24 protein-coding genes are annotated in these 23,368 nt (G+C 61.8%); 19 read left to right on the forward strand and 5 right to left on the reverse strand.

Translation table 11 applies throughout. The annotated features are described in order from the left end of the window. Positions 1-105: 105 nt before the first annotated feature. Positions 106-717, reverse strand: coding sequence for a TetR/AcrR family transcriptional regulator (locus tag ABW043_RS22370; RefSeq protein ID WP_353923404.1), 612 nt, complete (start codon positions 715-717; stop codon positions 106-108). Positions 718-937: 220 nt separating this feature from the next. Here ABW043_RS22370 and ABW043_RS22375 point away from each other — a divergent pair, with 220 nt between their 5' ends. The 3 genes from ABW043_RS22375 to ABW043_RS22385 are packed head-to-tail and all read left to right on the forward strand — an operon-like array spanning position 938 to position 3,582. Then, positions 938-1,873 carry a transporter substrate-binding domain-containing protein gene (locus tag ABW043_RS22375; protein WP_353923405.1) on the forward strand — a complete coding sequence of 312 codons (936 nt, stop codon included), beginning with the start codon at positions 938-940 and terminating at the stop codon, positions 1,871-1,873. A gap of 15 nt (positions 1,874-1,888) precedes the next feature. Further along, positions 1,889-2,815, forward strand: coding sequence for an amino acid ABC transporter permease (locus tag ABW043_RS22380; RefSeq protein WP_353923406.1), 927 nt, complete (start codon positions 1,889-1,891; stop codon positions 2,813-2,815). After that, positions 2,812-3,582, forward strand: coding sequence for an amino acid ABC transporter ATP-binding protein (locus tag ABW043_RS22385; RefSeq protein ID WP_353923407.1), 771 nt, complete (start codon positions 2,812-2,814; stop codon positions 3,580-3,582). The genes ABW043_RS22380 and ABW043_RS22385 overlap by 4 nt, the downstream gene beginning before the upstream one ends. On the opposite strand, the gene ABW043_RS22390 is transcribed toward ABW043_RS22385, so the two are convergent. From ABW043_RS22390 to ABW043_RS22405, 4 genes are all read right to left on the reverse strand, one after another. Further along, on the reverse strand, positions 3,583-3,795 hold the full coding sequence (locus ABW043_RS22390; protein WP_353923408.1) for a hypothetical protein: 213 nt from the start codon (positions 3,793-3,795) through the stop codon (positions 3,583-3,585). Between the two features lie 38 nt (positions 3,796-3,833). Continuing rightward, positions 3,834-4,334, reverse strand: a complete 501-nt coding sequence (locus ABW043_RS22395; protein WP_353923409.1) for a DUF6790 family protein — start codon at positions 4,332-4,334, stop codon at positions 3,834-3,836. A gap of 113 nt (positions 4,335-4,447) precedes the next feature. Beyond that, on the reverse strand, positions 4,448-5,332 hold the full coding sequence (locus ABW043_RS22400; RefSeq protein ID WP_353923410.1) for a 2-dehydro-3-deoxygalactonokinase: 885 nt from the start codon (positions 5,330-5,332) through the stop codon (positions 4,448-4,450). 8 nt (positions 5,333-5,340) lie between these two features. Continuing rightward, on the reverse strand, positions 5,341-6,492 hold the full coding sequence (locus ABW043_RS22405; RefSeq protein ID WP_353923411.1) for a mandelate racemase/muconate lactonizing enzyme family protein: 1,152 nt from the start codon (positions 6,490-6,492) through the stop codon (positions 5,341-5,343). A 131-nt stretch (positions 6,493-6,623) separates the two neighbouring features. Here ABW043_RS22405 and ABW043_RS22410 point away from each other — a divergent pair, with 131 nt between their 5' ends. The 16 genes from ABW043_RS22410 to ABW043_RS22485 form a co-directional block, all read left to right on the forward strand. Continuing rightward, positions 6,624-8,354 carry an SMP-30/gluconolactonase/LRE family protein gene (locus tag ABW043_RS22410; protein ID WP_353923412.1) on the forward strand — a complete coding sequence of 577 codons (1,731 nt, stop codon included), beginning with the start codon at positions 6,624-6,626 and terminating at the stop codon, positions 8,352-8,354. Between the two features lie 14 nt (positions 8,355-8,368). Beyond that, a complete protein-coding gene (locus ABW043_RS22415) occupies positions 8,369-9,463 on the forward strand; it encodes an ABC transporter ATP-binding protein (protein WP_353923413.1) in 1,095 nt (364 codons plus the stop codon). Further along, complete coding sequence (locus ABW043_RS22420) at positions 9,460-10,266, forward strand: SDR family NAD(P)-dependent oxidoreductase (protein ID WP_353923414.1); 807 nt, start codon at positions 9,460-9,462, stop codon at positions 10,264-10,266. The genes ABW043_RS22415 and ABW043_RS22420 overlap by 4 nt, the downstream gene beginning before the upstream one ends. 82 nt (positions 10,267-10,348) lie before the next feature. Further along, positions 10,349-11,617, forward strand: a complete 1,269-nt coding sequence (locus tag ABW043_RS22425; protein WP_353923415.1) for an ABC transporter substrate-binding protein — start codon at positions 10,349-10,351, stop codon at positions 11,615-11,617. Positions 11,618-11,679: 62 nt separating this feature from the next. Further along, positions 11,680-12,615: a carbohydrate ABC transporter permease gene (locus ABW043_RS22430; protein ID WP_353923416.1), complete on the forward strand. Its 936-nt coding sequence runs from the start codon at positions 11,680-11,682 to the stop codon at positions 12,613-12,615. Next, on the forward strand, positions 12,615-13,451 hold the full coding sequence (locus tag ABW043_RS22435) for a carbohydrate ABC transporter permease (RefSeq protein WP_353923417.1): 837 nt from the start codon (positions 12,615-12,617) through the stop codon (positions 13,449-13,451). Before ABW043_RS22430 ends, ABW043_RS22435 begins: the two co-directional genes overlap by 1 nt. Continuing rightward, positions 13,448-14,359, forward strand: coding sequence for a dihydrodipicolinate synthase family protein (locus tag ABW043_RS22440; protein WP_353923418.1), 912 nt, complete (start codon positions 13,448-13,450; stop codon positions 14,357-14,359). The genes ABW043_RS22435 and ABW043_RS22440 overlap by 4 nt, the downstream gene beginning before the upstream one ends. Next, positions 14,359-15,543 (forward strand): mandelate racemase/muconate lactonizing enzyme family protein, encoded by a 1,185-nt coding sequence (locus ABW043_RS22445; RefSeq protein ID WP_353923419.1) that lies wholly within the window; start codon positions 14,359-14,361, stop codon positions 15,541-15,543. The genes ABW043_RS22440 and ABW043_RS22445 overlap by 1 nt, the downstream gene beginning before the upstream one ends. A 106-nt stretch (positions 15,544-15,649) precedes the next feature. Further along, a complete protein-coding gene (locus tag ABW043_RS22450) occupies positions 15,650-15,970 on the forward strand; it encodes an MliC family protein (RefSeq protein ID WP_353923420.1) in 321 nt (106 codons plus the stop codon). Then, entirely contained in the window at positions 15,970-16,350 is a 381-nt protein-coding gene (locus tag ABW043_RS22455) for a lysozyme inhibitor LprI family protein (RefSeq protein WP_353923421.1), read from the forward strand. Before ABW043_RS22450 ends, ABW043_RS22455 begins: the two co-directional genes overlap by 1 nt. Before the next feature lie 72 nt (positions 16,351-16,422). Next, positions 16,423-16,908 carry a cupin domain-containing protein gene (locus ABW043_RS22460; protein ID WP_353923422.1) on the forward strand — a complete coding sequence of 162 codons (486 nt, stop codon included), beginning with the start codon at positions 16,423-16,425 and terminating at the stop codon, positions 16,906-16,908. Between the two features lie 16 nt (positions 16,909-16,924). Then, complete coding sequence (locus tag ABW043_RS22465; protein ID WP_353923423.1) at positions 16,925-17,746, forward strand: hypothetical protein; 822 nt, start codon at positions 16,925-16,927, stop codon at positions 17,744-17,746. A 126-nt stretch (positions 17,747-17,872) separates the two neighbouring features. Continuing rightward, positions 17,873-20,275 (forward strand): glucan 1,4-alpha-glucosidase, encoded by a 2,403-nt coding sequence (locus ABW043_RS22470; RefSeq protein WP_353923424.1) that lies wholly within the window; start codon positions 17,873-17,875, stop codon positions 20,273-20,275. Positions 20,276-20,297: 22 nt separating this feature from the next. Next, a complete protein-coding gene (gnd, locus tag ABW043_RS22475; protein WP_353923425.1) occupies positions 20,298-21,296 on the forward strand; it encodes a phosphogluconate dehydrogenase (NAD(+)-dependent, decarboxylating) in 999 nt (332 codons plus the stop codon). Beyond that, entirely contained in the window at positions 21,293-22,708 is a 1,416-nt protein-coding gene (gene zwf / locus ABW043_RS22480; protein ID WP_353923426.1) for a glucose-6-phosphate dehydrogenase, read from the forward strand. Before gnd ends, zwf begins: the two co-directional genes overlap by 4 nt. Then, a partial coding sequence (locus tag ABW043_RS22485; protein ID WP_353923427.1) for an ROK family protein occupies positions 22,698-23,368 on the forward strand: 671 nt, incomplete at its 3' end. The genes zwf and ABW043_RS22485, both read left to right, overlap by 11 nt.

A 23,368-nucleotide genomic window follows, 5' to 3' on the forward strand; every position in this document is an offset into this window, starting at 1 on the left:
TTCTCTCCTGTGATCGGCCGCGATGCCGCGGCTGCATGTGGAGAGACGAGCTACTCTTTTGGACCTCGGTCTTCATCCTCAGAACTGGTGAGGGGATGGGCCGCCTTATTGGGAAAGCGGCCCTTCGAGTACACGACCGTAGATCGGCTGGTAGCGCTTGCGATCCGCGACCGATTCCTTGAACGAGACAGCGTAGTAGCCGATCTGGTGCAGATAGGTGATCCGCGCCCTGACGGTGCTTTCGTCGTCGGAATATCCCATGCCGCGAAACGCGCGGGCGAGAAGATCGAGGCGCAGCTTGTCGGTTGCTTCAACATCGGCCGCGAGCATGCGCGAAGACCGCGACCAGTCGCGGATGGCGAGATCCAGCGATGGGGTAAAGGTCTTTTCATCGACCCAGACGCGCACGACCGTTTCGAACAGAACCTGCCCTTCGGTCTCGGAGTGTTCCAGTGCCTCAAAAGGTGCGCAGTTGCGCTGTCGCCAGATGTCGATCAGCCCTGCATGCAGGTCGCTCAGACCGGCAAAGTGGAAGTAGAAGCTGCCGCGCGTTACCTTCAACTGCCGCGCCAGCGCATCGATCTTGACGGCGGCGATACCGCGACGCTCGAGTACCTTGCGCGCTGCTTCCAGCCAGGTTTCCCGGCTCAGGGTCTTGCGCTGCGTCGCGCCTTCAGCGCCTGTTTTTGCTCCGTCCGAGCTTGTTGTCGAATCCAAGTCGTGTCCTGCCTGGTAATGTGGTCATGGGGACCATTCTAGTACTGAAACATACAGTACTGTACCTTATGCTCATTGCAAGCAACCTTCGAAATTTTGAACGACGTGGTAGCAGCGTCCAATTTCGTTGCAGCCTGAATGCTTTATGCCAATTGGCCAAGTAGACCGGCTGTCATTTGAGGTCTATTATCCCGCTCAATGAATTTGTGGCGGGCAATTCATGCAGCGTCTGCGCGGGGCCATGATCGAGTCTTCGAAGGGTTCTTACTGCGCGAGCAGGGGAACGGCGATTGGGCACGGACTGTTCCGCCACTGGCGGGGGATCGGCGTTGCGTCGTTGCTGGCTATGACCGCGGCCGGCGAAGCGACTGCCGATGATATCGTCCTCTCCAGTGAAGTTGCTGCGACTGGCAAGCTCTCCATCGCCAACACGATCGACTACGCGCCTTTCGGTTATGTGGGTGAAGATGGCGAGCCGGAAGGGATCGTCATCGAACTTGCCGGCGCCATGGCCAAGCTTCTCAAGGTCGACCTCGACCTGCAGCGCACCCCGTTTCCAGCGCTGATGCCGGGATTGACCTCCGGCCGCTTCAGTATTGCCTGGGAGACCTTCTCCATCAGTGCCGAAAGGCTCGAACAGGTCGACTTCATCGTCTTTCTGCGCGGTGGCATTGCCATCTCGTCGCGTCCCGACCTTGCCGAGGATTTCGCCGATGAATGGGGCATATGCGGCAAGCGTGTCGGAGTGTCCGCGGGAAGCGCATCGGACTTTCTGGTCGACAGGCTGAGCGAAGAATGCGTTTCAAATAGACAGGAGGGTGTGGTCAAGTCTGTCTTCAACTCGTCTCAGGATATCGTGCAGGCCGTCATGTCCGGCCGCATAGATGCCCGGGTCGATGATGCGACGGCCTCCAGCTATTTCGAACGGATCAGCAATGGTCAGTTGGTGGTTGCGCCACGGCTTTTCGATGTTGCGCCTTTGGGGCTGGCCGTTGTCAAAGGCGATACCGAGACATCTCAAATGGTGCTGTCAGCGCTCGCTACGCTCTTTGAAACCGGAGTGTACCATGAGGTGCTGGAACAGCATGGCATGGCCAGCTATGCGGTTGCCGCGCCCTATTTCGTCGACAGTCTGGACGACCTGCGTGACGAATAGGCTGGCACCTTGGTCATGAACGATCGGCAGGGCCCACAAGACGGTGCCGGACGTATTTCCTATCCCATCGTGCCACGCCCGCGATATGCCACGCTCGCCCTTGCCGTCATTGTCGGCGCGCTAACGCTGGCTCTGATCGTCTCGATGGCCGGCAATGCCAATTTCCAATGGGATGCGGTGGCGCATTATCTTTTCCACCCATCAATCCTGCGTGGCCTCGCCATGACGCTGGTTTTGACCGCCGTGGTGCTCGCCATCTCGGTGGCTCTGGGCACAGTGATCGCTTTGATGCGGCTGTCGTCGAGCCGCGTGATGGGGGTGATTGCCCTTGTCTATGTCTGGGTATTTCGCGGCGTTCCTTCGCTGATCCAGCTCATCTTCTGGTTCAATCTTGCTCTCGTCGTGCGCGAAATTTCCCTGACAATACCGGGATTGGGCACCCTGTTCTCGATTGATACCAACGATCTCATCTCGCCCTATGCCGCGGCGGTTATAGCCCTGTCGCTGTGCGAAGCGGCCTATATCGCTGAGATCGTCCGGGCCGGCATCCTGTCGGTGTCTGCGGGGCAGGGGGATGCGGCGCGCAGCCTCGGCATGACGCGGCAACAGGCTTTCCGGCGTATCATTGCGCCACAGTCCCTGCGCTTCATCATTCCGCCCACCGGCAATGCCGCGATTAGCCTTCTGAAGCTGACATCGCTCGTGACCTATGTCGCGGTAGACGACCTTTTTTACGCCGCCCAAAGCATTTACGCCCGCACCTTCGAGACCATTCCGTTGCTCGCCGTCGTCGCCTTCTGGTATCTTGCAGTCGTAACAGTCATGTCGATCGGCCAGGGCTTTCTCGAAGCCCACTACAGCCAGTTCGACACGCGCTCGAAAGGGCGTTGGTCGCTGCGGCGCGCCGGGGCTGATCTTCGCGACTTGTGGGGATCCCGATGAGCACCCGCCAGCCAATGATCTCCATCCGTGGCCTGACGAAGAGCTACGGCGAGGCACGCGTTCTTGCTGGAGTGGATCTCGACGTTAACGTGGGGTCGGTAACCTGCATAATCGGGCCTTCAGGCTCAGGCAAAAGCACGCTGTTGCGCTGCATCAACCATCTCGAAATTCCCGATGCCGGGCATGTCACGATCGACGGTGGGTTTCTTGGCTACGACCTCAGGCAAGGGCGGCTCTACGAGGTTAGCGAAAAAGTGCTCGCGCGCCGCCGCGCGGATGTCGGGCTGGTCTTCCAATCCTTCAACCTCTTTCCCCACATGACGGTCATCGAGAATATCATCGAGGCGCCGCGCGTGGTGCGACGCCTCGGCACGGATCAGGCGGTGAAGGAGGCTGAGGTTCTTCTGGACCGCGTGGGGTTGCGCGAAAAGGCCAATGCCTGGCCTCGCGATCTCTCGGGCGGGCAGCAGCAGCGCGTCGCCATCGCCCGGGCTTTGGCCATGAAGCCCAAGGCCCTGCTGTTCGACGAGCCGACGTCGGCGCTTGATCCCCTCCTTGTGGGTGAGGTGCTCAAAGTCATGCGTGACCTGGCGGCCCATGGCACAACCATGATCGTCGTCACGCATGAAATCGAGTTTGCCCGCGATGTCGCCGATCAACTCGTTTTCATGGAAGATGGGCGCATCCTAGAGCAGGGAACGCCGGCCGACCTGCTGGACAATCCGCAAACCAGCGGCCTGCAGCGCCTGCTTTCGCGCGCTCCCTAGTCAGTGGGAAGCGTCTTCGGCGCAGGTTTCGGCGGCATTGTCCTCGTTCTTCTCTTCAAGGCAACTGCATTGCTTTTTGAAGCGATCGGCCTCGGCTTCCGTCAGTTTGTTGCCGCGCTGAAGCAGTTCCAGTTGCGACCAGCAAAGTACGGAGTCCGGGGCCGCCGCCATTGCCCCGCTCGTCTGCGCAGCCAGCCCCAGCGCGGTGATCATGAGTGTCGTGCGGAGGGACTGGCGCATTTGGGGCCTGTTCAGTTTGCCGTCGTGTTGTCTCGATGGCGCCATGTCATGAACAGCAATGTTGGCATGATGATGATGTGCAGCGCGGTCACGATCTGCAGGATGCCGAAATTGTCCGGAGAGAAATTGTTGGCGGCGAAGGCCTGTTGGAAGTGCCCGATGAGGACGCCGGCGTCGAAGAGGACGGAGAAGATAGCGATGGCGCTCTTGAACGACAGGCTCCGCCAGAATGCTGCGATGGCAACGAGGCCGAGCGAAATGTCGGAAACGCCGATCTCGAATTCATAGGGGCTGGGCTGCCAGCCGATCTGTGCCGAGGCCATTTCCGGGAAAAAGACGTGAAAGAGACCGCCCCATAGCGCTTCCACCCCGACCGAAAGCAGCAATAGCCAGGAGAAGTAGCGTTCGGGCGCAAATGTCGGATGCTTCGTCAGAGCCGCAATCAAGATCGCGGCAATAAACATGACGAGGGGAATGTTCGAGAGAAAGAAAGTTATGGCCTGGGCAATCATCTTGCGTTCCTGATGCGTTTTTCTGGGCGCTCTCTACGGGGCAGGAGTATGCCGGTCATCACCAGTATTGGTGATAACCTTCAATTTTCATGGCGTTGCTGCGGGCTTCGGCTTTAGCGGAGGTGGGGCAGCACGCGCGAAAAGCCCTGGGCCGCGCTCGACACGATGCAAGGACTTTCGATGCCAAGAAGGCCAAGCGCCTCGCGATAGCGCCCTGCGATCCGGCTCTCACCCAGTATTGGAATGGCGTCGGGCTTTTCATGGCCCTCGAGTGCCTCGGCAATTTCGGAGCCGAGAAGCAGTCCTTCGAGATAGTCGGCGATGTCTTCCGGCGCCAATTGGCCGAAGAGAACCAGCGAACGGGCGGAGAAAATGCGCTGCAGAACGCCGCCGGAGAGCGCCGAGCGGTCTGCGGCGAAGGCTACGCCGCGGGCAAAGGCTTCTGGCCGCGGTTCGTAGGTCGCTGGGATCAGTTTTGCCACAAGGGAATCCTTGCGCAGGAGATTGAGGACTTCTCCGGACATAAAGGTCGAGACATCAGTGATCTCGGCGCCGTTCGTTCGGACCCATTTTCCGTGCATTCCAGGCAGTACCACCAAGGGTGGTATCGGTCCCTCTATGCCAAGGATTGCCAGTTCTTCTCCGCGCATCACATCTGGCACGGGCTCTTTTCGCGCGATGCCCGGCAGAAAGCAAAGCCGGGGCAGGCCTTCCATCTGTCGGTAGACAGCCTTCTCGGCAAGGTCTGATGGCGAAGCCGGCACCATGGCAAAAGGCGATTCCACCCAACCGGTGCGGCTGGTGATCATCCCTGAAAGCAGGATCGTGTCGACCCCGTCCAGCAACGAGGTAACCTGCTCGCGAAGCGCTTCCTCGAAGGCGCCATTGGCGATGGAGTTCACCCCGCGTGCGCTTGCATATTCGGCCGTTACGTCGCCGTCCCCGGAGAGCTTCCAAGCGTGAAAGGCCGCGGAAGTCCATTCAATGGCCAGATACATGATCGGTCTCAATATGCAGGCTTGGTGGGGAACCAGTCTTTGCGGCTGGTATCGAGATAGGCCCCGGCAATGCCATCGACGCGGTAGCGCTCCAAAGCGGATACGTCGACATCCACGCCCAGCCCCGGTCCCTCGGGGATCACGAAGCGGCCGGCGTTCAACGCTGGCGGGTTGGGGCTGATGTCGCCGCCGAGATAGGCGCGCTCGGTATCGATCGCCAGCGACATATTGGGAATGGAGGCGGCGAGATGGATATAGGCAGCCTGCGACAGGGCAAGTTCGGCGCCGGAATGGAGGGTCACGGGTATCCCGACCGCTTCGCATATTGCAGCCGCCTTTATCGTCTGCCAGAGGCCGCCGGCCTCGTGGGGATCGAGAAGGACGACATCGGCCGCCGCGGCGCGGACGATATTGCCAACGTCAGCGAGCGTGTACGCGCTTTCGTCGAGCGCAATCGGCACCGATGACTGGGCGGCAAGCGCCGCATGTCCGGCCAGGTCATCGAGTTCCAGAGGCTGCTCGACATAGGCGGGATCAAAGGGCCGGAGCTTTTCCAACTGCCGCTTGGCGGTGTTGCGATACCAGGCGCCGTTGACGTCGAGACGGAGCGGGCGGTCTCCGATGACCTTGCGTGCCGTCTCGGCGAGAACAATGTCGGTCCGCTCGTCAAAGCCGATCTTGACCTTGAAAGTCTCATACCCCTTGTCGAGAAAGCGCTGCAGGCGCTCGGCCAGGCCCTGGGGTTCATTGGTAAAAAGATAAGCCGCCGCCTCGACGTCCTGCCGCCATTTGCCGCCCCATAGGGCATAAAGGGGAAGCTTGGCCTGTTTTCCAAGCGCGTCCCACATCGCCATTTCAAGAGCTGCAATGGCCATCACCGCCGCGCGCTTGTGGTGATAAAAGCCCGCGCCGAGCACATGACGATGGAGGCGCTCAACGTCCGCCACCGGATAACCGATTGCGAGGGGCGCGACGATGTCGGTGAAGACCGCCGGCACATTGGCGATCAGCGAAATCGTCTCGCCCCAGCCGGTGATTCCAGCGTCCGTTTCTATACGGCAAACCAGCCTGGTGGTGCCGATACGACGGCCCGAACCCCATAGAATGTCTTCGGTAAAGGGCATTCTGACCAGCCAGTGGTCTACCTTCGTTATGCGCATTCTTCCTCCTCCGCGATGGCATTTGTCATCGCACGTGTTGACATGGAACTTAGTTCCAAGATATTCGAATGGCAACACGGCGGCAAAAGTCGCAATGAGCTGACTGGAAAACACCGGTCATGGGAGAGGTTATGGGTAAGCCCCAGCTGAGCGTTACTGCGCCTGAAAAAGAGGTCGAGGCCGAAGGGCCGTCGACCCCCGGCGTGCAGGCTCTGACGCGCGGAATCCAGATACTCGACATCGTCGCCTCCGCCCCTGCCGGCCTGCGCTTTACCGAGTTGCTCGAGCAGACCGGTATGCCCAAAGGCACGTTGCACAGGTTGCTGCAGGCGCTAGTGGAAGAGCGGTTGTTGGGGTTTGATGGTCGCAATCAGACCTATCGGCTCGCCGCGCGTCTCTTCCAATGGGCGCACAAGGTCTGGGATGACTTTGATCTGCGCGGCGCCGCGGAGCCTGAACTGGAACGGCTGCGCGATCTAACGGGCGAGGCAATCCGGCTCGGCGTACTCGATGGCGAGAGCGTACTCTACATCGATCAGCGCGAAGTGCCGCAGCCGCTGCGCCTCAACAATGGTGTCGGCAGCCGGGCGGCGCCCTATGCCAGCGGTCTTGGAAAGGCCATCCTGGCGCATCTGTCGCTGGAAAAGCGCCGCGCCTTGTTGGCGGACTTTCCGCTCGAGCAACTGACGCCCACGACTATCACCAATATCGATGAACTGATCCGCCAGCTCGATCTGACCAAGGCGCGCGGCTATGCCGTGTCGGTCGACGAACAGAATGTCGGCATTTCCTCGGTCGCGGCGCCCGTGCTCAACCATCGCGGCGAGCCTATCGGCGCCATCGGCATCATCGGTCCATCCTTCCGCTTGCCGGTCGATCGTCTGCACGCCCTTGGGCGGGAAGTCATCGAGGCGGCGCGTCGAACATCGGGCAATTTCGGAGAGTTCGCCATGTCGCTCGGTATTCAGCCGCGTCCGCTTGGGGTCGATCGGGCTGACGTGCGCTGCGTCATTCCTGCCAGCACATTCCTGGGCGAAGGTCCGCACTGGTCGGCGCAGGACAAGAAGCTCTACTTCGTCGACATTCTGGCGCCGGCCGTTCACACCGGCGACACTGAAAAGGGCACCTATACTAGCTTGCCGGTGCCGGAGCTCGTGGGCTTCATTATTCCGCGGACGCGCGGTGGCTTCGTCACCGCCATGCATGGCGAAATCCGTGGCCTCGACCTGCCGAGCGGCTCGATAACGACCATTGCGCGACCCGAGGCCGATCGTCCCGGCAATCGCTTCAACGATGGCAAGTGCGACCGCAAGGGGCGTCTCTGGGCAGGCTCACTGGCGATCGACACAGCGCCAGACCAGGGGCGGCTCTGGCGGCTCGATGCCGATGGCCGAACTTATGAAATGGATCGCGGATTCCATGTCGCCAATGGCCTTGGCTGGAGTCCGGACGACACGAAGTTCTACTTCACCGACACGGCCCGCCAGACGATCTATGTCTACGACTTCGATCTCGAAACCGGCGCCATCGCCAACCGCCGGCCATTCGTGACCGTGCCGGAAAACGAAGGCAAGCCCGACGGGCTTACGGTCGACGCGGAAGGCTTTGTATGGGTCGCCCATTGGGATGGCTGGTGCGTCACCCGCTACGATCCAGAAGGCAAAGTGGAGCGGGTGATCAACCTGCCGGTGCCGCGTCCAACGTCCTGTGTCTTTGGCGGGGCGGACATGCAGACCCTGTTCGTCACCACCGCTCGTATCCGCCTATCGGCGGCCCAACTCGCCGACGCGCCGCTCTCCGGCAGCGTCTTCGCCATCGATACCGGCATCAAGGGTCTGGCAGACCCGATGTTTGCCGGCTGACGGAAGGTATTTTCATGGCCAAGCTAGAACTCAGCGGCATCAAGAAGTCGTTCGGCGCCACCGAGGTGCTCAAGGGCATCGATCTCACTGTGGAAGACGGCGAATTCGTTGCCTTTGTCGGCCCCTCGGGCTGCGGCAAGTCCACCCTGTTGCGGCTTATCTGCGGGCTCGACGAAATCTCGGCCGGTGGCATGGCGATCGATGGCGAAATCGTCAACGACGTACCGCCGGCCAAGCGTGGTATCGCCATGGTGTTCCAGTCCTACGCGCTCTATCCGCATATGTCGGTTGCCGACAATATGGGCTACGCGCTGCGTCTCGCTGGCACCAACAAGGACGAGATCAAGAAGCGGGTGGATGCTGCTGCGAAGGTGCTGCGGATCGACAATTATCTCGACCGCAAGCCGCGCCAGCTCTCCGGTGGCCAGCGCCAGCGTGTTGCGATTGGCCGTGCCATCGTGCGTGAGCCAAGGATTTTTCTCTTCGACGAACCGCTGAGCAATCTCGATGCCTCGCTGCGCGTCGAAATGCGTATCGAAATCGCGCGCATGAAGGATCGCCTTGGCACAACCATGGTCTACGTCACCCACGACCAGATCGAGGCAATGACTTTGGCCGACAAGATCGTGGTGCTCAATGCGGGCAGGGTGGAGCAGATGGGCTCGCCACTCGATCTCTACAACAAGCCGCAGAACCGCTTTGTTGCCGGCTTCATCGGCAGCCCCAAGATGAATTTCCTGGCGCTGGGTGCGCCTTCGGCAAATGGCCGCTTCAATGTCCCTGGGGGCGAAGTGTCGGTTCCCGGCGGGCTTTCGGGCACTCCCACTTCCGTCGGTATCCGGCCCGAGCATCTGGAACTCGTCGACCTCGACAAGCCGCATACCCTGACTGGCACGATCAGCATGACCGAACATCTGGGCAGCGACACCTATGCCTACGTTTCCCTCACGGGAAGCGAGGAAATGCTGGTTGTGCGCCTGTCCGGCGAACGTGCGGTGAGGCGCAACGAAGCCATCGGTATCGCCTTCGATCCAGAAATGATCCACGTCTTTGCCGCCGATGGGCAGACCTTGGCCTCGGCGCGTCCGGTGGCACTGGAAGCGGCATGACCATCCATCCCGAACTCGTACCGTCCATTGACGTAGCCGTGGCCCGCTATCCCAGCCTTATGGGGAAGTCCGTGCTGATCACGGGCGGAGGCTCGGGTATTGGGGCCTCGCTGGTCGAGCATTTCGTGGGGCAGGGCTGCAAGGTCGGCTTCATCGAACTCAACGCCGAAGTGGCGGCCGCCTGTGCGGACGCGGTGGAGCGCGCAACCGGTGCGCGACCGAGCTACGAAGTGACCGACCTGCGCGATATCGCCGCGATGCAGACGACAATCGCGCGTCTTGCCGAGAAAACCGGGCCTTTCACCGTCCTCGTCAACAATGCCGGCAACGATGACCGCAAGCCGATCGAAGAGATCACGCCGGACTATTGGGACGAGCGGCAGGCGACCAATCTGCGCCATCAGTTCTTTGCCGTGCAGTCGGTGATTGCGGGCATGGAAGCGGCAGGGGGCGGCGCCATCATCAATATGGGCTCCATCTCCTGGATGCGCGGCGCTGCCGGGCTGATCTTTTACACCACGGCCAAATCTGCCGTCATGGGTATGACCAAGTCGCTGGCGCGCGAACTGGGCGAGCGCAATATCCGCGTCAATTCCATCGCGCCCGGTTGGGTGCTCACCGAGCGCCAGGTCGTTCGCGCCAAGGCCATCTACCACGGCAAGTTCACCGAATATCTCGAGGCGCAATGCCTCAAGGAACATCTGTTGCCCCCCGACATCGCCCGTATGGCGCTGTTCCTGGCTGCCGATGACTCCCGTCTCATTACTGCGCAGACATTCATCGTGGATGGAGGCGTCGTCTAGCTCTTACCGTCCGGGGAACGCGGCCGCACGTCCAATGGACGTATTGAAACACAGTTCCACAAATTCATTGGGAGGAAACCAGATGAACAGATTGACCAAGGCTCTCGGCGCCGTCGCCCTGATCGGCTCCATGGGAGCGGGTACCGCACAGGCGGATGACCTGAGCTTCATGAGCTTCACCTATGCCGAAGAGGCCAACACGGCCACAGTTCAGGGGCTGCTCGACGGCTTCAAGGCCGCAGACGGGCTCACTGTCGAGCCGCTCGGCTTTGCCTGGGGCGACATGCAGAAGAACATCTTCCTGCGCGCCCGCTCCAACACGCTGCCGAACGTCGCCCAGCTCTCCGAACGCTGGCTGCCGACCTTTGCCAGCCTCGACCAGTTGGTCGATCTCAACACCGTGTACGGCCAGGAAAATCTCGAGGCCACTTTTGCGGCCGATGCTCTCGCGATGGGCAATATCAATGGCAAGCAGTTCGCCCTGCCGCTGATTTCGGGTTCGATCGGCATGGTCGCCAACAAGGCCGTACTCGATCAGGCTGGCGTCGAGGCGCCGACGACCGTCGCCGAGTTCAAGGATGCGTTGATCGCGGTTCGCGACAATGTGCCCAATTCCGTGCCCTACACCATGGCCACCAAGAACAACGGCTCGATCCTGATCGACTTCATGATCTGGAACTGGGTGCATGGCGGCAGCATCATCGATGCTGAAGGCAAGGTCGTGGTCGACAGCCCGGAAAGCCGTTCCGCTCTGCAGTTCATGGTCGATCTCCTCAACGAGCGCCTTGCCGCGCCCGAAATCGATCGTCCCGATAGCCGTCGTCTGCTCGCACAGGGGGCGTCGGCGTTCTACTTCGACGCTCCGCAGACACGCACCTTCCTCCGCGATTTCTCCGGCCAGGGCGAAGCCTTTGACGTCAACGTGCTGCCGCTCAAGACCCCGGTACTCAACGAAGGTGACGCCTCGACCTCGGTGCAGTGGGGCCACCTGCTGGTACAGTTCGCTCCCGGCGCCACGGCGACCGCTGAAGATCCTGCCGACAAGTTCCTGAGCTACCTGACTTCGGATGCGGTGCAGACCGAATTCCCGCTCAAGATGAGTGCGCTGCCCGTCACCAACTCCGCCCGCGCTGCCGTGGCCGATGACGCCTACCTCACGGCCTGGGCCGAAGCCACCGGCGCTTCGCGCGCCAATGAAGTGGGCATCTGGTCCAACGCGGCCGACATGACCACGATCATCGGCGAAGAAGTGCAGGGCGCGCTTCTCGGTCAGAAGTCGGTGGATGACGCCATCACTGCCATGCAGACCCGCCTGACGGAATCCATGGCCAACGCCACTCCGGCAAGCTGAGGCTCCACCAGCACATCAGCCGGCCGCCTTTCGGCGACCGGCTTCTTCTCCAGAGGATCGACATGGCGGCCACAGACAATCAATTCGCCGACTATCCCATATCCCCGGCGGCCAATCGGGGCGGGTTGAAAGCCGGGCAATCGCGCGTGGGCCTGCTCATGCTGCTGCCCGCCGCCCTGGCCTTCGCTGCCATCATTCTCTACCCGTTCCTCCAAGCGCTCGGCCTCTCGCTGTTCCAATATACGGTCGAGATGATGTCGCCCCGCTGGAATGGTCTGGGGAATTTCAGCAAGCTTTTGAGCGACCCCGCGGTCTGGGGCTCATTCGCCACCACTGCCATTTACGTGACGCTGACGACCACCGGCACGCTGGTGCTCGGCCTTGGTTGGGCGCTGCTGATGAACCAGTCGTTTCGGGGCAGGGCCGTGCTGCGCTCGCTGTCGCTGCTGCCCTGGGTGCTGCCCTCAACCGTTTCGGCCTTCATCTGGGGCTGGATCTTCAATTCGCGCTATGGCGTTCTCAATGCCCTGCTGATGCAGATGGGATTGATCGACTATCCGCAGGCCTGGCTCTCGACGCCACAGGGCGCCATGCTGGCTGTGGTGCTCACCAAGATCTGGCTCTCCATTCCGCTGTTCATGGCCTTCTTCCTCGCTGGCCTCCAGAATGTCGATCGCGAACAGATCGATGCGGCGCGCGTCGACGGGGCCGGCAATTGGGCGGTCCTGCGTGACCATATCCTTCCCCATCTCCGCCCCGTGCTGATCATCGTCGTCGTGCTCGGTGTCATCGGCAATCTGCAGCAGTTCGACACCATTTATGCCCTGACGGGTGGCGGTCCGGTGCGCGCGACGGCCGTGCTGTCGGTGGAAGTCTATCGCCGCGCCTTCGAGCAATGGGATATCGGCATCGCCTCGGCCATCGGGGTCCTGTGGGTCGCAACCCTCTTGCCGCCGGCGTTCCTTTATCTGCGCATGCTGATCAAGGGGAACAATTGATGTTCGACCTGTCTTCAACCTCGGCAAAGGTCGTCTTCGGCCTTGCCCTGGCGTTTATCGGCTTCTTCCTGTTTTTCCCGCTCTACTGGCTGGTGATCTCGTCGCTCAAGGGCAATGCCGAGCTTTACCAGATCATCCCCACGCCCGTGCCGGTGATGCCGACGCTCGAGCACTTCGTCGCCGCCATCACCCGCGGCAAGCTGCCAATGTATCTGCTCAACTCGCTCATCACCTCCGGCGCCAGTGCGGTGCTGGTCTCGGTGCTGGCCATCTATGCGGGCTATAGTTTTGCCAAGTACCGCTATTTCGGTCGCCAGCCGGTCATGCTGTTCATGCTCAGCGCCCAGATGTTCCCGTTCGGCCTGTTGCTGATTTCCATCTATCCGATGATGAGCAGCCTCAACCTGCTGGATACGCAGCTTGGGCTGATCCTCTCCTACCTCGTCTTCGCGCTGCCTGTGTCGACCTACATGCTCTACAGCTATTTTGCGCAGGTGCCGGACGAGCTGATCGATGCGGCGCGGGCCGATGGTGCCAGCGATCTGCGCATCTTCCACACCATCGTTATTCCCATCTCGATCCCGCCCGTCGTCACGGTTTTCCTCTACTCCTTCATGTGGAGCTGGAATGACCTGCTCTATTCGATGACGCTCATCGTTTCCGACGACAAGCGCACCATCGGGCCGGGTCTGCTGCTGACCTATCTCAACGAGGTCAATTCCGACTGGGGTGGCGCCATGGCCGCTTCGCTCATGGCGTCGGCGCCTATCGTCATCGCCTTCATGTTCCTTCAGCGCTATTTCATCCAGGGCGTCACCGCCGGAGCCGTAAAATGACCAAATCCCTTGCTGGCGCCTTTCCCGTGCTGCCCACCCCATTCCGTGACGACGGCCAGATCGATACTGCCGACTTTCTCTCGGTGATCGACTTTGCGCTTGAAAGCCAGGTCGACGGCGTCGTCTATCCCGGGGTTGCTAGTGAGGTGGAGACGCTGACGCCCGAGGAACGCCAGTCGCAGGTGAGCCTTCTGGCAGAACGTATTGCCGGACGCATTCCCATCATCATCGGCGCCAGCGATCCGGATCCGTCCGTTGCGGCCCGGCACATCGCCCAGGGCGCCGAGATCGGCGCCGCTGCCGCCATGGTCATCGCACCCTTCGCCATCGGCAACGACATCGACGCCCAGATCGCCTACTTCAAGGCGGTTTCGGCAGGGGCAGGCGTGCCGATCATGCTGCAAAACCAGCCCAAGCCGATTGGCGCCGGGTTGACGCCAGAAGAGGTTGCCGCGGTTGCCAATGCCGTGCCCGAAATCCGTTACGTCAAGGAAGAGACCGCGCCCTGCGGACAGCACCTGACCCGCATCAAGGCCGCAGCCAACGGTTCGGTTGAAGCCATCTTCGGCGGAGCCGGAGGGCGGTACGTCACCGACGAACTGGCGCGCGGCGCGGCGGGCACCATGCCCGCCTCAGAGTTGGCCGATATCCATGCCCAGATGATCCATGCCTGGCAGCAGGGTGACGCCAAGACGACGCGGCGCCTTTACAATGTCTCGCTGCCGCTGCTCAATTTCCAGGCCATCTTCCGCATGCACATGACCAAGGAAGTGCTGCGCCGCCGCGGTGTCATCAAGAACACCTTCGTGCGCGGCAAGGGCCCCAAATTCGACGATGGAGATCGGGCCGAACTGGCCCTGCTGCTGGCGGAAGCCGATCTTCCCTACTCCAACCATAAGCCGGTCTGATGCCCAATATTGTCGACGCCATTGTCAGGGTTGAAACCTTCATCATCTCCATCCCGCGCGACGTGCCCTATCTCGGGCCGCTCAAGGCCGGGGAGGCGATCAATGAACGCGGCTATCTGGTGCGCAAGGGCAACCGGACCATTTATCCCTCGACCGATATGACGCTGCTGGTCCGGGTGACGGGCGAAAGCGGCAAGGTGGGCTGGGGCGAATGCTATGGCATCGTGGCGCCCGAAGCGACCAAGGCGATTATCGACGACGTGCTCGGCCCCGTTATCATCGGTCGCGATCCGGCGGACGCGGTGGTCATCCATGAGGATCTCTACGACCTCATGCGCGTCCGCGGCTTCTTCGGCGGCTTCTATCTCGACGCGCTGGCCGGCATCGACATCGCGCTCTATGACCTCGCGGGCAAGGTGCTGGGCGTGCCAGTCTCGACATTGCTCGGTGGTCGCCGCCACGAAACCATCCCGGCCTATGTTTCCGGCCTCCCCCGCGCAACAATCAAAGAGCGCTGCGACCTGGCGCTCGAATGGGTGGCCAAGGGTTACAAGGGCATCAAATTCGCGGCGGCGGTTTCGGACGAAGGTATCGTCGCCGAAATGGCGGCTTTGCGCGAAGCCGTCGGCCCCGATATCGACATCATGGTCGACCTGCACTGGAAGTTCGAGGCGGCCGAAGCGATCCGTCTCATCCGGCGGCTCGAGGCGCACAATCTCTACTTCGCCGAGGCGCCGGTGCAGCCGGAAAACCTCGAAGGACAGGCGCGCGTCGCAGCTGGTATCGGCGTACCGCTGGCTCTGGGCGAGGAACTGCGAACGACCTACGAATTCCGGCCCCGCTTCGAAGCGCGCGCCATGAGCATCGTGCAGCCCGAAATCGGCCATACCGGCATAACCGAGTTCATGCAGATCGGCCGCATGGCACAGGCATTCCACATGAATGTCATACCGCACGCCTCGATCAGCATCGGCATCTTCATGGCCGCCAGCCTGCATGCCGCTTCCGCGCTGCAGAACGTGCCCTATCACGAATACCAGCACTCGGTTTTCGATCGGAACCTGGGCTACGTGACCGGCAATATGGGCTGCAGCGGAGGGGCCTATACGGTCCCAACCGGTGCGGGGCTCGGCGTCGAGCCGACCGAGGCCGTCCTGGAATTCGCCATCAGGCGGCAGCTCTGAGCGAAAGAGTGCGGATGAATTGGGTTCGTCACCAGTTCTGAGGACGCGGGCATTTTGGGTTGGCGTTATTTGACCTGCAGCTTGAACAGAAATGCAGGATTCCAAGATGTCCAACCTCAATCGCGGCTTTGTCGCACTCGCAATTGTCATCTGCTCAACCGGGGCAAGCCTTGCCACCGAAGCGAGCTATGCGTGTGACGGCGGTACCAAGCTTACGGCGATCTTCTCGCCGGTCGGTTCGACGCCCGGCCAGGTCGAACTGCTCTTTGAAGGCAAGGACGGCGATCTCGTGCTGCCGCAGGCGGTTTCCGCTGATGGCGGCCGCTATGCCGACAGCGACAACGAATTCTGGATCAAGGGCAATTCTGCGACCCTGACCCAGTCTGGGAAGACCGAGACCTGTGAAGTCTCGAAGGCGGCGCAGTAATGGCCCGGTCCCTGCGCAACATTCTGGCCGGTGTCATCCCGGCCATCCTGATCCTCGTTGCCGCCGTGGGCATGACGCTGGCTATCACTCCGCCCCCCGCCGCAGCCCAATCATTCAACTGCGCCCACGCGGTATTGCCGGCCGAAATCGCCATTTGCGGCAATGCCAATCTCAGCCGTCTCGATGAACAGACAACGGGGATGTACTTCCTCATCGTGGGAAGCGGCGCCCCGGCGGCTACCGTCGCACTGGTCAAGACCCAGCAGGGCAAGTTCTTGCAGACACGCAATGCTTGCGGCGCCGGTATCGATTGCCTCGTCAGCGCCTATACCGACCAGATCATGTTTCTCAAAAACGAGAAGAGCAATCTGGGCCTGTAGGTAGGGCTTGTTTGCCCCAGCGATGACGGACCGGCTGGATCTTCAGCACAGCCTCGAACCAGGGACCAGACAATGAGCATCAAGTTCATCCATTCGGCAGGTAGCGAACGACCAATAGCCATTCCCGCAATTGGTCTCGACCTCTTCGTCCGCCTGCCGCCCGAGGCGTCCGATGGTGAGATGTCCATCATCGAGACCATCAACGCACCGGGGAAGGGACCGCCGCGACACCGTCATCCGCAGGCGGAAATTTTTCGTGTGCTGGAAGGCCGCTATCTCTACGAACTCGACGGGCGCCGGTTTTACGCCGAGGAAGGCGACGTGGTCGCCATTCCGGGCAATGTCGAGCATGGCTTCGTCAACGTTTCGGACAAGCCGGCACGCCAATACATCATCATAACACCAGCGCTCGACGCCGCCGCCTTCTTCACCGGCCTTGCCGGGGTCATGCATGACGGCGTGCCCGACCGTACCGCGCTCAATGCTTTTGGCGTGGAGTGGGAGGTCGACTTTCTCGGCCCGCCGCTGTCGCTTGCCGACCTGCCGACGAACACCTGAGGCCCGGGAGGTCCTGATGCTGCATCTCTTTTACGAGGCCTGGCCCTTCACGCTGGACCTGATCCCCAAGATGGTGCTGATCGCCTTCATGGTCGTGGCCTCGACGTCCCTTGCCGAAAGGGCTGGGCCGGTAATCGGGGGCTTGATCGCCACGCTGCCGATCTCGTCCGCTCCGGTCTATTACCTCCTGGCGCTGGACCATTCGCCCGCGTTCATTGCCGACGCTGCCATCACCAGTTTCAGCGGCCTCGTCGCCGCCGGCGTCATGCTGGTGGCCTATATCTTCCTCGCCCAACGGGCCGGCACTGTGGTTTCCATCCTCGCAGCGCTTGTCATCTGGGCGCTCGCCACACTGCTGCTGCTGGGGCTTGAAGTGCATCCGGCTGCTTCTGTGGCTGCCGGAATCATTGTCTTCGCTGGTGGCACGGTTCTGGTCCGCCGTTTCGGCAATGTGCCGCTGTCGTCCGGTCACAGCAAATGGCAGGATTTTGCCCTGCGCGGTCTCGCCGTGGCGGCAATGGTTGCCGGCGTTGAAATAGCGGCTGCCTTTGCGGGCCCCGAAACCACGGGCATCTTCGCCTCGGTGCCGGTCACCTTCATCGCCATGATGGCCATCATCCAGTCGCGTCATGGCGGACCGGCTTCGGCTGCGGTCATGTCCCATGCCTTGCCCGGAATGGTTGGCGTCGTGGCCGCGTTCCTGTTGCTGCATCTGACCGCAGTTCCGCTCGGCAACACGGTGTCCCTGCTTCTGGCCCTTGCCGTCTCGGTCGGCTGGAGCGTCTTTCTCCTGGCGCTCCACCTATTGGGCAATCGCCACCAGCGCGTTGCAGGATGATGCCTAGCGTCAACAGGCTGGCTCTTGCGGGTGAAGGTCGCCCAAGACATAAACTACGTTATGGCCACGCATTTTCGGGATCGCTTCTGCGAAGCGCCGGTTGCCGTGTGTCCACGAGGCTCCGCCATGGCACTATCCAAAGCCGATCTGCTTGACTTTGCTCCCGGCGCGCCCGGCATCACGCCCCGATGGACATCCAGCGCCAAGAGCGGCGTGGGGACGGCCTTGTCGCGCAAGTCGCCTGTTTGGTTCACGCTCAGCCACGGTGTTCTGAACGAGGTCTATTATCCGCGCGTCGACAGCGCCTGCACGCGCGACTTCGAACTGTTGGTCACGGGGCCTGACGGCTACCTCTCCGAAGAAAAGCGCGACTGCGACAGCACGACCACCCATCACGAAGACGGCGTGCCGGCATTCCATGTGACCAACACGGCGCGAGACGGTCGCTACCGGATCGAAAAGCAGATCGTCTCCGATCCGGCTCGCCCCAGTCTCATCCAGCGGATCACCTTCACGCCGCTGGTGGGCACGCTCGGCGACTATCGCGTCTATGCCCTCCTCGCGCCGCATCTGGTCAATGCCGGCATGGACAACTCCGCCTGGATCAGCGAGCAGCGCGATATCACTCTGCTCTATGCCAGCGGACGCTCGCGTTATCTGGCGCTGGGGAGTTCGCTGCCATGGCGTAGCCGGTCCGTAGGGTTCGTCGGAACATCGGACGGCTATCAGCAATTGGCCCAGACCGGCAGGCTTACCCAGCAATATCAGCGCGCTGACGAGGGCAATGTCGCCATCACCGCCGAGATCGGATTTGAGGACCAGAACAGTGTCGATCTGGTTCTCGGCTTCGGCCAGTCCGAAACGGAAGCCGGCGCCAATGTGCTGGCGAGCCTGCGCAGTGGCTGGGAGGAGGCGCTTGCCGGCTATTGCAGGAACTGGCGCGACTGGCAGGACGGCCTGCGGGACCTCGACCGCCCCGAGTCGGGCAAGATCAACGCCTATCGGGTTTCGACCGCTGTCCTCGCCAGCCATCGCGCCGTCGATCGTCCGGGGGCCGTGGTTGCGAGCCTTTCCATCCCCTGGGGGACGAGCAAGGGCGACGACGATATGGGCGGCTACCATCTCGTCTGGCCGCGCGATCTCGTGGAAACGGCAGGTGGGTTTCTGGCGGCGGGCGATCGGCAAGAGGCCTGCAACATCCTCGAATATCTGCGCGAGGTGCAACTGGCCTCTGGCCATTGGGCGCAGAATATGTGGCTCGATGGACGACCCTATTGGCGCGGCGTCCAGATGGACGAATGCGCCTTCCCAATCCTTTTGACGGACCTTCTGCGACGCAAAGGCGTTCTCAGCGGCGGGGCGCTGCAGCGCTATTTGCCCATGGTTCGGCGTGCTGCCGGCTATATCATCGCCAATGGTCCTGCCAGCCGTCAGGACCGATGGGAGGAAGACGGCGGCTACAGCCCCTTCACTCTGGCAGTCGAGATCGCGGCGCTGCTGGCCGCGGCCGATTTGCTCGAAGAGGAAGAGGTGGGACGGCACCTGCGCGAAACGGCGGACTGCTGGAACGAGCAGATCGAAAACTGGACCTATGTCGGCGATCCCGAGCCGGCCTTGGGCGTCGCCGGCTACTATGTGCGCATGGGCAACGATCTTGCGACCGATGTTGCGGATGCCCGCACCGGCATGACCGTCATCCGCAATCAGATCATCGGCAAATCGGAATTGCCGACCCGCCAGGTGCTAAGCCCCGACGCCTTGGCGCTGGTGCGTTTTGGTCTCCGCGCAGCGGACGATCCGCGCATGCTCGACACCGTCAAGATGCTCGACGCCACGCTCAAGGTGGATCTGCCACAGGGCCCACTTTGGTATCGCTATACCGGCGATGGTTATGGCGAGCACGAAAATGGCGCCGCCTTCGATGGCGCGGGGCAGGGCCGGGCCTGGCCGCTTCTTGCCGGTGAGCGCGCGCACTACGAAATCTGTGCCGGACGTATGGACGAGGCCGAAAACCTACTTCGGACGCTTGAAGCATCTGCAAGCGTCGAGGGATTGTTGCCTGAGCAAAGCTGGGACGCAGACGACATTCCGGCGCGCGAACTGTTCCGCGGCCGCGCGTCGGGCAGCGCCATGCCGCTGGTGTGGGCACACGCCGAGCATATCAAGCTCCTGCGCTCGCTCGCCGATGGCGCAGTCTTCGATATGCCGCCGCAAACCCACGCGCGCTATGTGGCAAGCAAGACGCCATCGCATCTGCGCATCTGGCGCCTCAACAATGCCATCACGCGCATGCCTGCTGGCAAAAGCCTGCGGCTCGAACTGACCGCGCCGGCCCTCGTCCATTGGGGGCTCGACGACTGGCAGGGGGCAACTGACACGAAAACAAGGGATAGTGGCCTCAATACCCACGTGGTCGATCTCGACATCTCGACGTTGCCACCCGGCAGAGCCGTGGTCTTCACGTTCCTCTGGCTCGATGGCGAGCGCTGGGATCCATCCCAGTTCAGGGTTCAAATCACAGGCGATTAAGCGTCAAAGCAGGAGCAGGAATATGCAGCTGGGAATGATCGGTCTGGGTCGCATGGGTGCCAATATGGTCCGGCGTCTGATGCTGGCCGGCCACCGATGCGTGGTAAGCGACCTCAATCCGCAGAGCGTCGCGACCTTGGTCGCCGAAGGGGCCATTGGCGCTGCCGACATCGCCGACATGCTGGGTAAGCTCGAGCAGCCCCGCGCCGTCTGGCTGATGCTGCCGGCGGCCATCACCGGGCGCGTCGCCCGCCAGATCGCCAGCCAGATGGCGCCGGGCGATATCCTCATCGATGGCGGCAATTCCAACTACCGTGACGCGGTGGACCTTGCAGCCGAGCTTGCGCCCAGCGGCATCTCCTATGTCGATGTCGGCACCAGCGGCGGCGTCTGGGGCCTGCAGCGCGGCTATAGCCTGATGGTCGGCGGCACACCCGAGGCGATCAAGACGCTCGACCCGATCCTTGCGGCCCTTGCTCCAGGCCAGGACGGGTCCGGTGCCGCGCCCGGCACAGTCGACACGGCGACCCAGGGCTATCTCCATTGCGGTCCGGCGGGCGCCGGGCACTTCGTCAAGATGGTCCACAATGGCATCGAATACGGCATCATGGCTGCCTATGCCGAGGGCCTGAATATCCTCAAGGCCGCCGATACCGGCAACGAGAAGCGCGCCGCCGATGCCGAGACCGCGCCTCTCCATAACCCCGAATACTACCGCTTCGATATCGATCTCGCCGCTGTTACCGAAGTCTGGCGCCATGGCAGCGTCATCGGCTCGTGGCTGCTCGACCTGACCGCGCAGACCCTCAAGGACGACGCCACCCTGGCGCGCTTTGACGGCAAGGTGTCGGATTCAGGGGAAGGGCGCTGGACGCTGCAGGCCGCCATCGAAACCGGCGTACCGGCGCCAGTGTTGTCCTCCGCCTTGTTCAACCGGTTCGCATCACGCGACAACGACGAGTTCGCCAACAAGCTGCTCTCGGCCATGCGCTACTCGTTTGGCGGGCACGAAGAAAAATGAACCCCATCAAAACGGCCGACGATCGCTCCGACGCTCTCGTGGTTTTTGGCGCCACCGGCGATCTCGCGCACAAGATGATCCTTCCCTCGCTTTATCAGATGGTGCGTCGCGGGCATCTGAGTGAACCCATCGTTGGTGTCGCTTTCGACAACTGGGATGTCGACAAGCTGGCCGACCGCGCCCGCGACGGCATCGTCAAGCAATTCGGAAGCGTCGACGAGGCGGTATTTGCCCGCTTCAAGGCGCAGTTGCGCTATGTCAGCGGCGACTACAAGAATGCCGAGACCTTCGACAAGCTGCGCGACGCGCTCGGCGGCGCCACCCATCCGCTCTACTATCTTGCCATTCCGCCCTCGCTGTTCGGCACGGTCATCGATGCCCTCAAGGCCGCCGGCATCGCCAAAAAGTCCCGCCTCATGGTGGAAAAGCCTTTTGGCCATGATCTTGAGACGGCACAGGCGCTCAACGGCGTGTTGCACCGCGCCTTTCCCGAGGAAGCAGTCTTTCGGATTGACCATTTCCTCGGCAAGGAGGCGGTGCAGAACCTGCTCTATTTCCGCTTCGCCAATGCCTTTCTCGAACCGGTCTGGAACCGCACCTATGTGGAAAGCGTGCAGATCACCATGGCCGAGGATTTCGGCATTGCCGGTCGCGGCAAGTTCTATGACGAGGTCGGCTGCATTCGCGATGTGATCCAGAACCATCTGGTCAATGTGCTGCTGCTTCTGGCCATGGAGCCCCCCGTCACCAGCGCCTCCGACGATCTCAGCGACGAGAAGGTGCAGATTCTCAAGGCCATGCGCCCATTGACCGAGGCGGACGTCGTGCGCGGCCAGTTTGACGGTTATCGCGATGAGCCTGGCGTGGCGCCGGACTCAAAGGCGGAAACCTTCGCTGCCGTGCGTCTCTTCGTCGATACCTGGCGCTGGAAGGGCGTGCCCTTCTACATTCGCGCCGGCAAGCAATTGCCGGTCCGCGCCACCGAAGTCGTGGTGCGTTTCCGCAAGCCTCCGGTCGCCCTGTTCGACGATGTAGAGGACGCAGCCGCCAATTATGTGCGCTTCCGCGTCGGTCCGCAGGTGATGATCGGTATTGGCGCCCGGCGAAAGGCCCCCGGCAGCGATATGATCGGCGAGCCGGTCGAGCTCGATGCGGTCGATGACACGACCGACGACATGATGCCATATGAGCGCCTGATCGGCGACGCGATGAACGGCAAGCGGCAGCTTTTTACCCGCCAGGATGCCTCCGAACTGGCCTGGCGCATCGTCGACCCCGTTCTTGCCCGCAAAGCCGAGCCCGCGTCCTACGCGCCGGGGAGCTGGGGACCGGCCGCCGCAATGGCCGGGTTTGAGCCGCCCGGCGGGTGGATTGATCCGGGCAAGGAAGGAGTTATCGTCCATGGAAAATGACGTTCCCACCGTTCTCGCCATCGATATCGGCGGCTCGCACGTCAAAATTCAGTCGAGCGCCGGTGGTGAGGAACGCAAGGCCGTCTCCGGCCCCAAGATGAATGCCGCGGGCATGGCCGACATCGTTGAAAAGCTGGCGGATGGCATAAAATTCGACGTCATCGCCATGGGTTATCCGGGCCCCGTCGTTCACAACAAGATTCTCGTTGATCCCCATAACCTAGCGCCCGGCTGGGTCGGCTTCGATTTCGCCAAGCGTTTCGGCAAGCCGGTTCGGATCGTCAACGACGCCCTGATGCAGGCCATTGGCAGCTACCAGGGCGGCCGGATGCTGTTCCTCGGCCTTGGCACGGGGCTCGGTGCTGCCATGATCGTCGAGAATGTTGCCCAGCCCATGGAACTGGCGCATCTGCCCTATCGCAAGGGAAGCACCTTCGAGGACTATCTTGGTGAGGCAAGCCTTGAAAAACGTGGCCACGACAAGTGGCAGAAGCACGTCCTTGACGCCGTCGAACAACTGACGGCCGCGATGGAGCCCGATTATGTCGTCATCGGCGGTGGCAATGTCACCAAGCTCGACAAGATGCCGCCCAATGCGCGCAGAGGCGACAATACCAACGCCTTCAAGGGTGGCTTCGCGCTCTGGCTGAACAAGACCCT

The organism is Devosia sp. (genome assembly GCF_040509215.1).
Taxonomy (GTDB): Bacteria; Pseudomonadota; Alphaproteobacteria; order Rhizobiales; family Devosiaceae; genus Devosia.

What these genes read in the sequence shown, in the direction of transcription:
- ABW043_RS22375 (WP_353923405.1), top strand. Translation starts at nt 938, where the DNA reads ATGCAGCGTCTGCGCGGGGCCATGATCGAGTCTTCGAAGGGTTCTTAC.
- ABW043_RS22380 (WP_353923406.1), top strand. Translation starts at nt 1,889, where the DNA reads ATGAACGATCGGCAGGGCCCACAAGACGGTGCCGGACGTATTTCCTAT.
- ABW043_RS22385 (WP_353923407.1), top strand. Translation starts at nt 2,812, where the DNA reads ATGAGCACCCGCCAGCCAATGATCTCCATCCGTGGCCTGACGAAGAGC.
- ABW043_RS22390 (WP_353923408.1), bottom strand. Translation starts at nt 3,795, where the DNA reads ATGATCACCGCGCTGGGGCTGGCTGCGCAGACGAGCGGGGCAATGGCG.
- ABW043_RS22395 (WP_353923409.1), bottom strand. Translation starts at nt 4,334, where the DNA reads ATGATTGCCCAGGCCATAACTTTCTTTCTCTCGAACATTCCCCTCGTC.
- ABW043_RS22400 (WP_353923410.1), bottom strand. Translation starts at nt 5,332, where the DNA reads ATGTATCTGGCCATTGAATGGACTTCCGCGGCCTTTCACGCTTGGAAG.
- ABW043_RS22405 (WP_353923411.1), bottom strand. Translation starts at nt 6,492, where the DNA reads ATGCGCATAACGAAGGTAGACCACTGGCTGGTCAGAATGCCCTTTACC.
- ABW043_RS22410 (WP_353923412.1), top strand. Translation starts at nt 6,624, where the DNA reads ATGGGTAAGCCCCAGCTGAGCGTTACTGCGCCTGAAAAAGAGGTCGAG.
- ABW043_RS22415 (WP_353923413.1), top strand. Translation starts at nt 8,369, where the DNA reads ATGGCCAAGCTAGAACTCAGCGGCATCAAGAAGTCGTTCGGCGCCACC.
- ABW043_RS22420 (WP_353923414.1), top strand. Translation starts at nt 9,460, where the DNA reads ATGACCATCCATCCCGAACTCGTACCGTCCATTGACGTAGCCGTGGCC.
- ABW043_RS22425 (WP_353923415.1), top strand. Translation starts at nt 10,349, where the DNA reads ATGAACAGATTGACCAAGGCTCTCGGCGCCGTCGCCCTGATCGGCTCC.
- ABW043_RS22430 (WP_353923416.1), top strand. Translation starts at nt 11,680, where the DNA reads ATGGCGGCCACAGACAATCAATTCGCCGACTATCCCATATCCCCGGCG.
- ABW043_RS22435 (WP_353923417.1), top strand. Translation starts at nt 12,615, where the DNA reads ATGTTCGACCTGTCTTCAACCTCGGCAAAGGTCGTCTTCGGCCTTGCC.
- ABW043_RS22440 (WP_353923418.1), top strand. Translation starts at nt 13,448, where the DNA reads ATGACCAAATCCCTTGCTGGCGCCTTTCCCGTGCTGCCCACCCCATTC.
- ABW043_RS22445 (WP_353923419.1), top strand. Translation starts at nt 14,359, where the DNA reads ATGCCCAATATTGTCGACGCCATTGTCAGGGTTGAAACCTTCATCATC.
- ABW043_RS22450 (WP_353923420.1), top strand. Translation starts at nt 15,650, where the DNA reads ATGTCCAACCTCAATCGCGGCTTTGTCGCACTCGCAATTGTCATCTGC.
- ABW043_RS22455 (WP_353923421.1), top strand. Translation starts at nt 15,970, where the DNA reads ATGGCCCGGTCCCTGCGCAACATTCTGGCCGGTGTCATCCCGGCCATC.
- ABW043_RS22460 (WP_353923422.1), top strand. Translation starts at nt 16,423, where the DNA reads ATGAGCATCAAGTTCATCCATTCGGCAGGTAGCGAACGACCAATAGCC.
- ABW043_RS22465 (WP_353923423.1), top strand. Translation starts at nt 16,925, where the DNA reads ATGCTGCATCTCTTTTACGAGGCCTGGCCCTTCACGCTGGACCTGATC.
- ABW043_RS22470 (WP_353923424.1), top strand. Translation starts at nt 17,873, where the DNA reads ATGGCACTATCCAAAGCCGATCTGCTTGACTTTGCTCCCGGCGCGCCC.
- gnd (WP_353923425.1), top strand. Translation starts at nt 20,298, where the DNA reads ATGCAGCTGGGAATGATCGGTCTGGGTCGCATGGGTGCCAATATGGTC.
- zwf (WP_353923426.1), top strand. Translation starts at nt 21,293, where the DNA reads ATGAACCCCATCAAAACGGCCGACGATCGCTCCGACGCTCTCGTGGTT.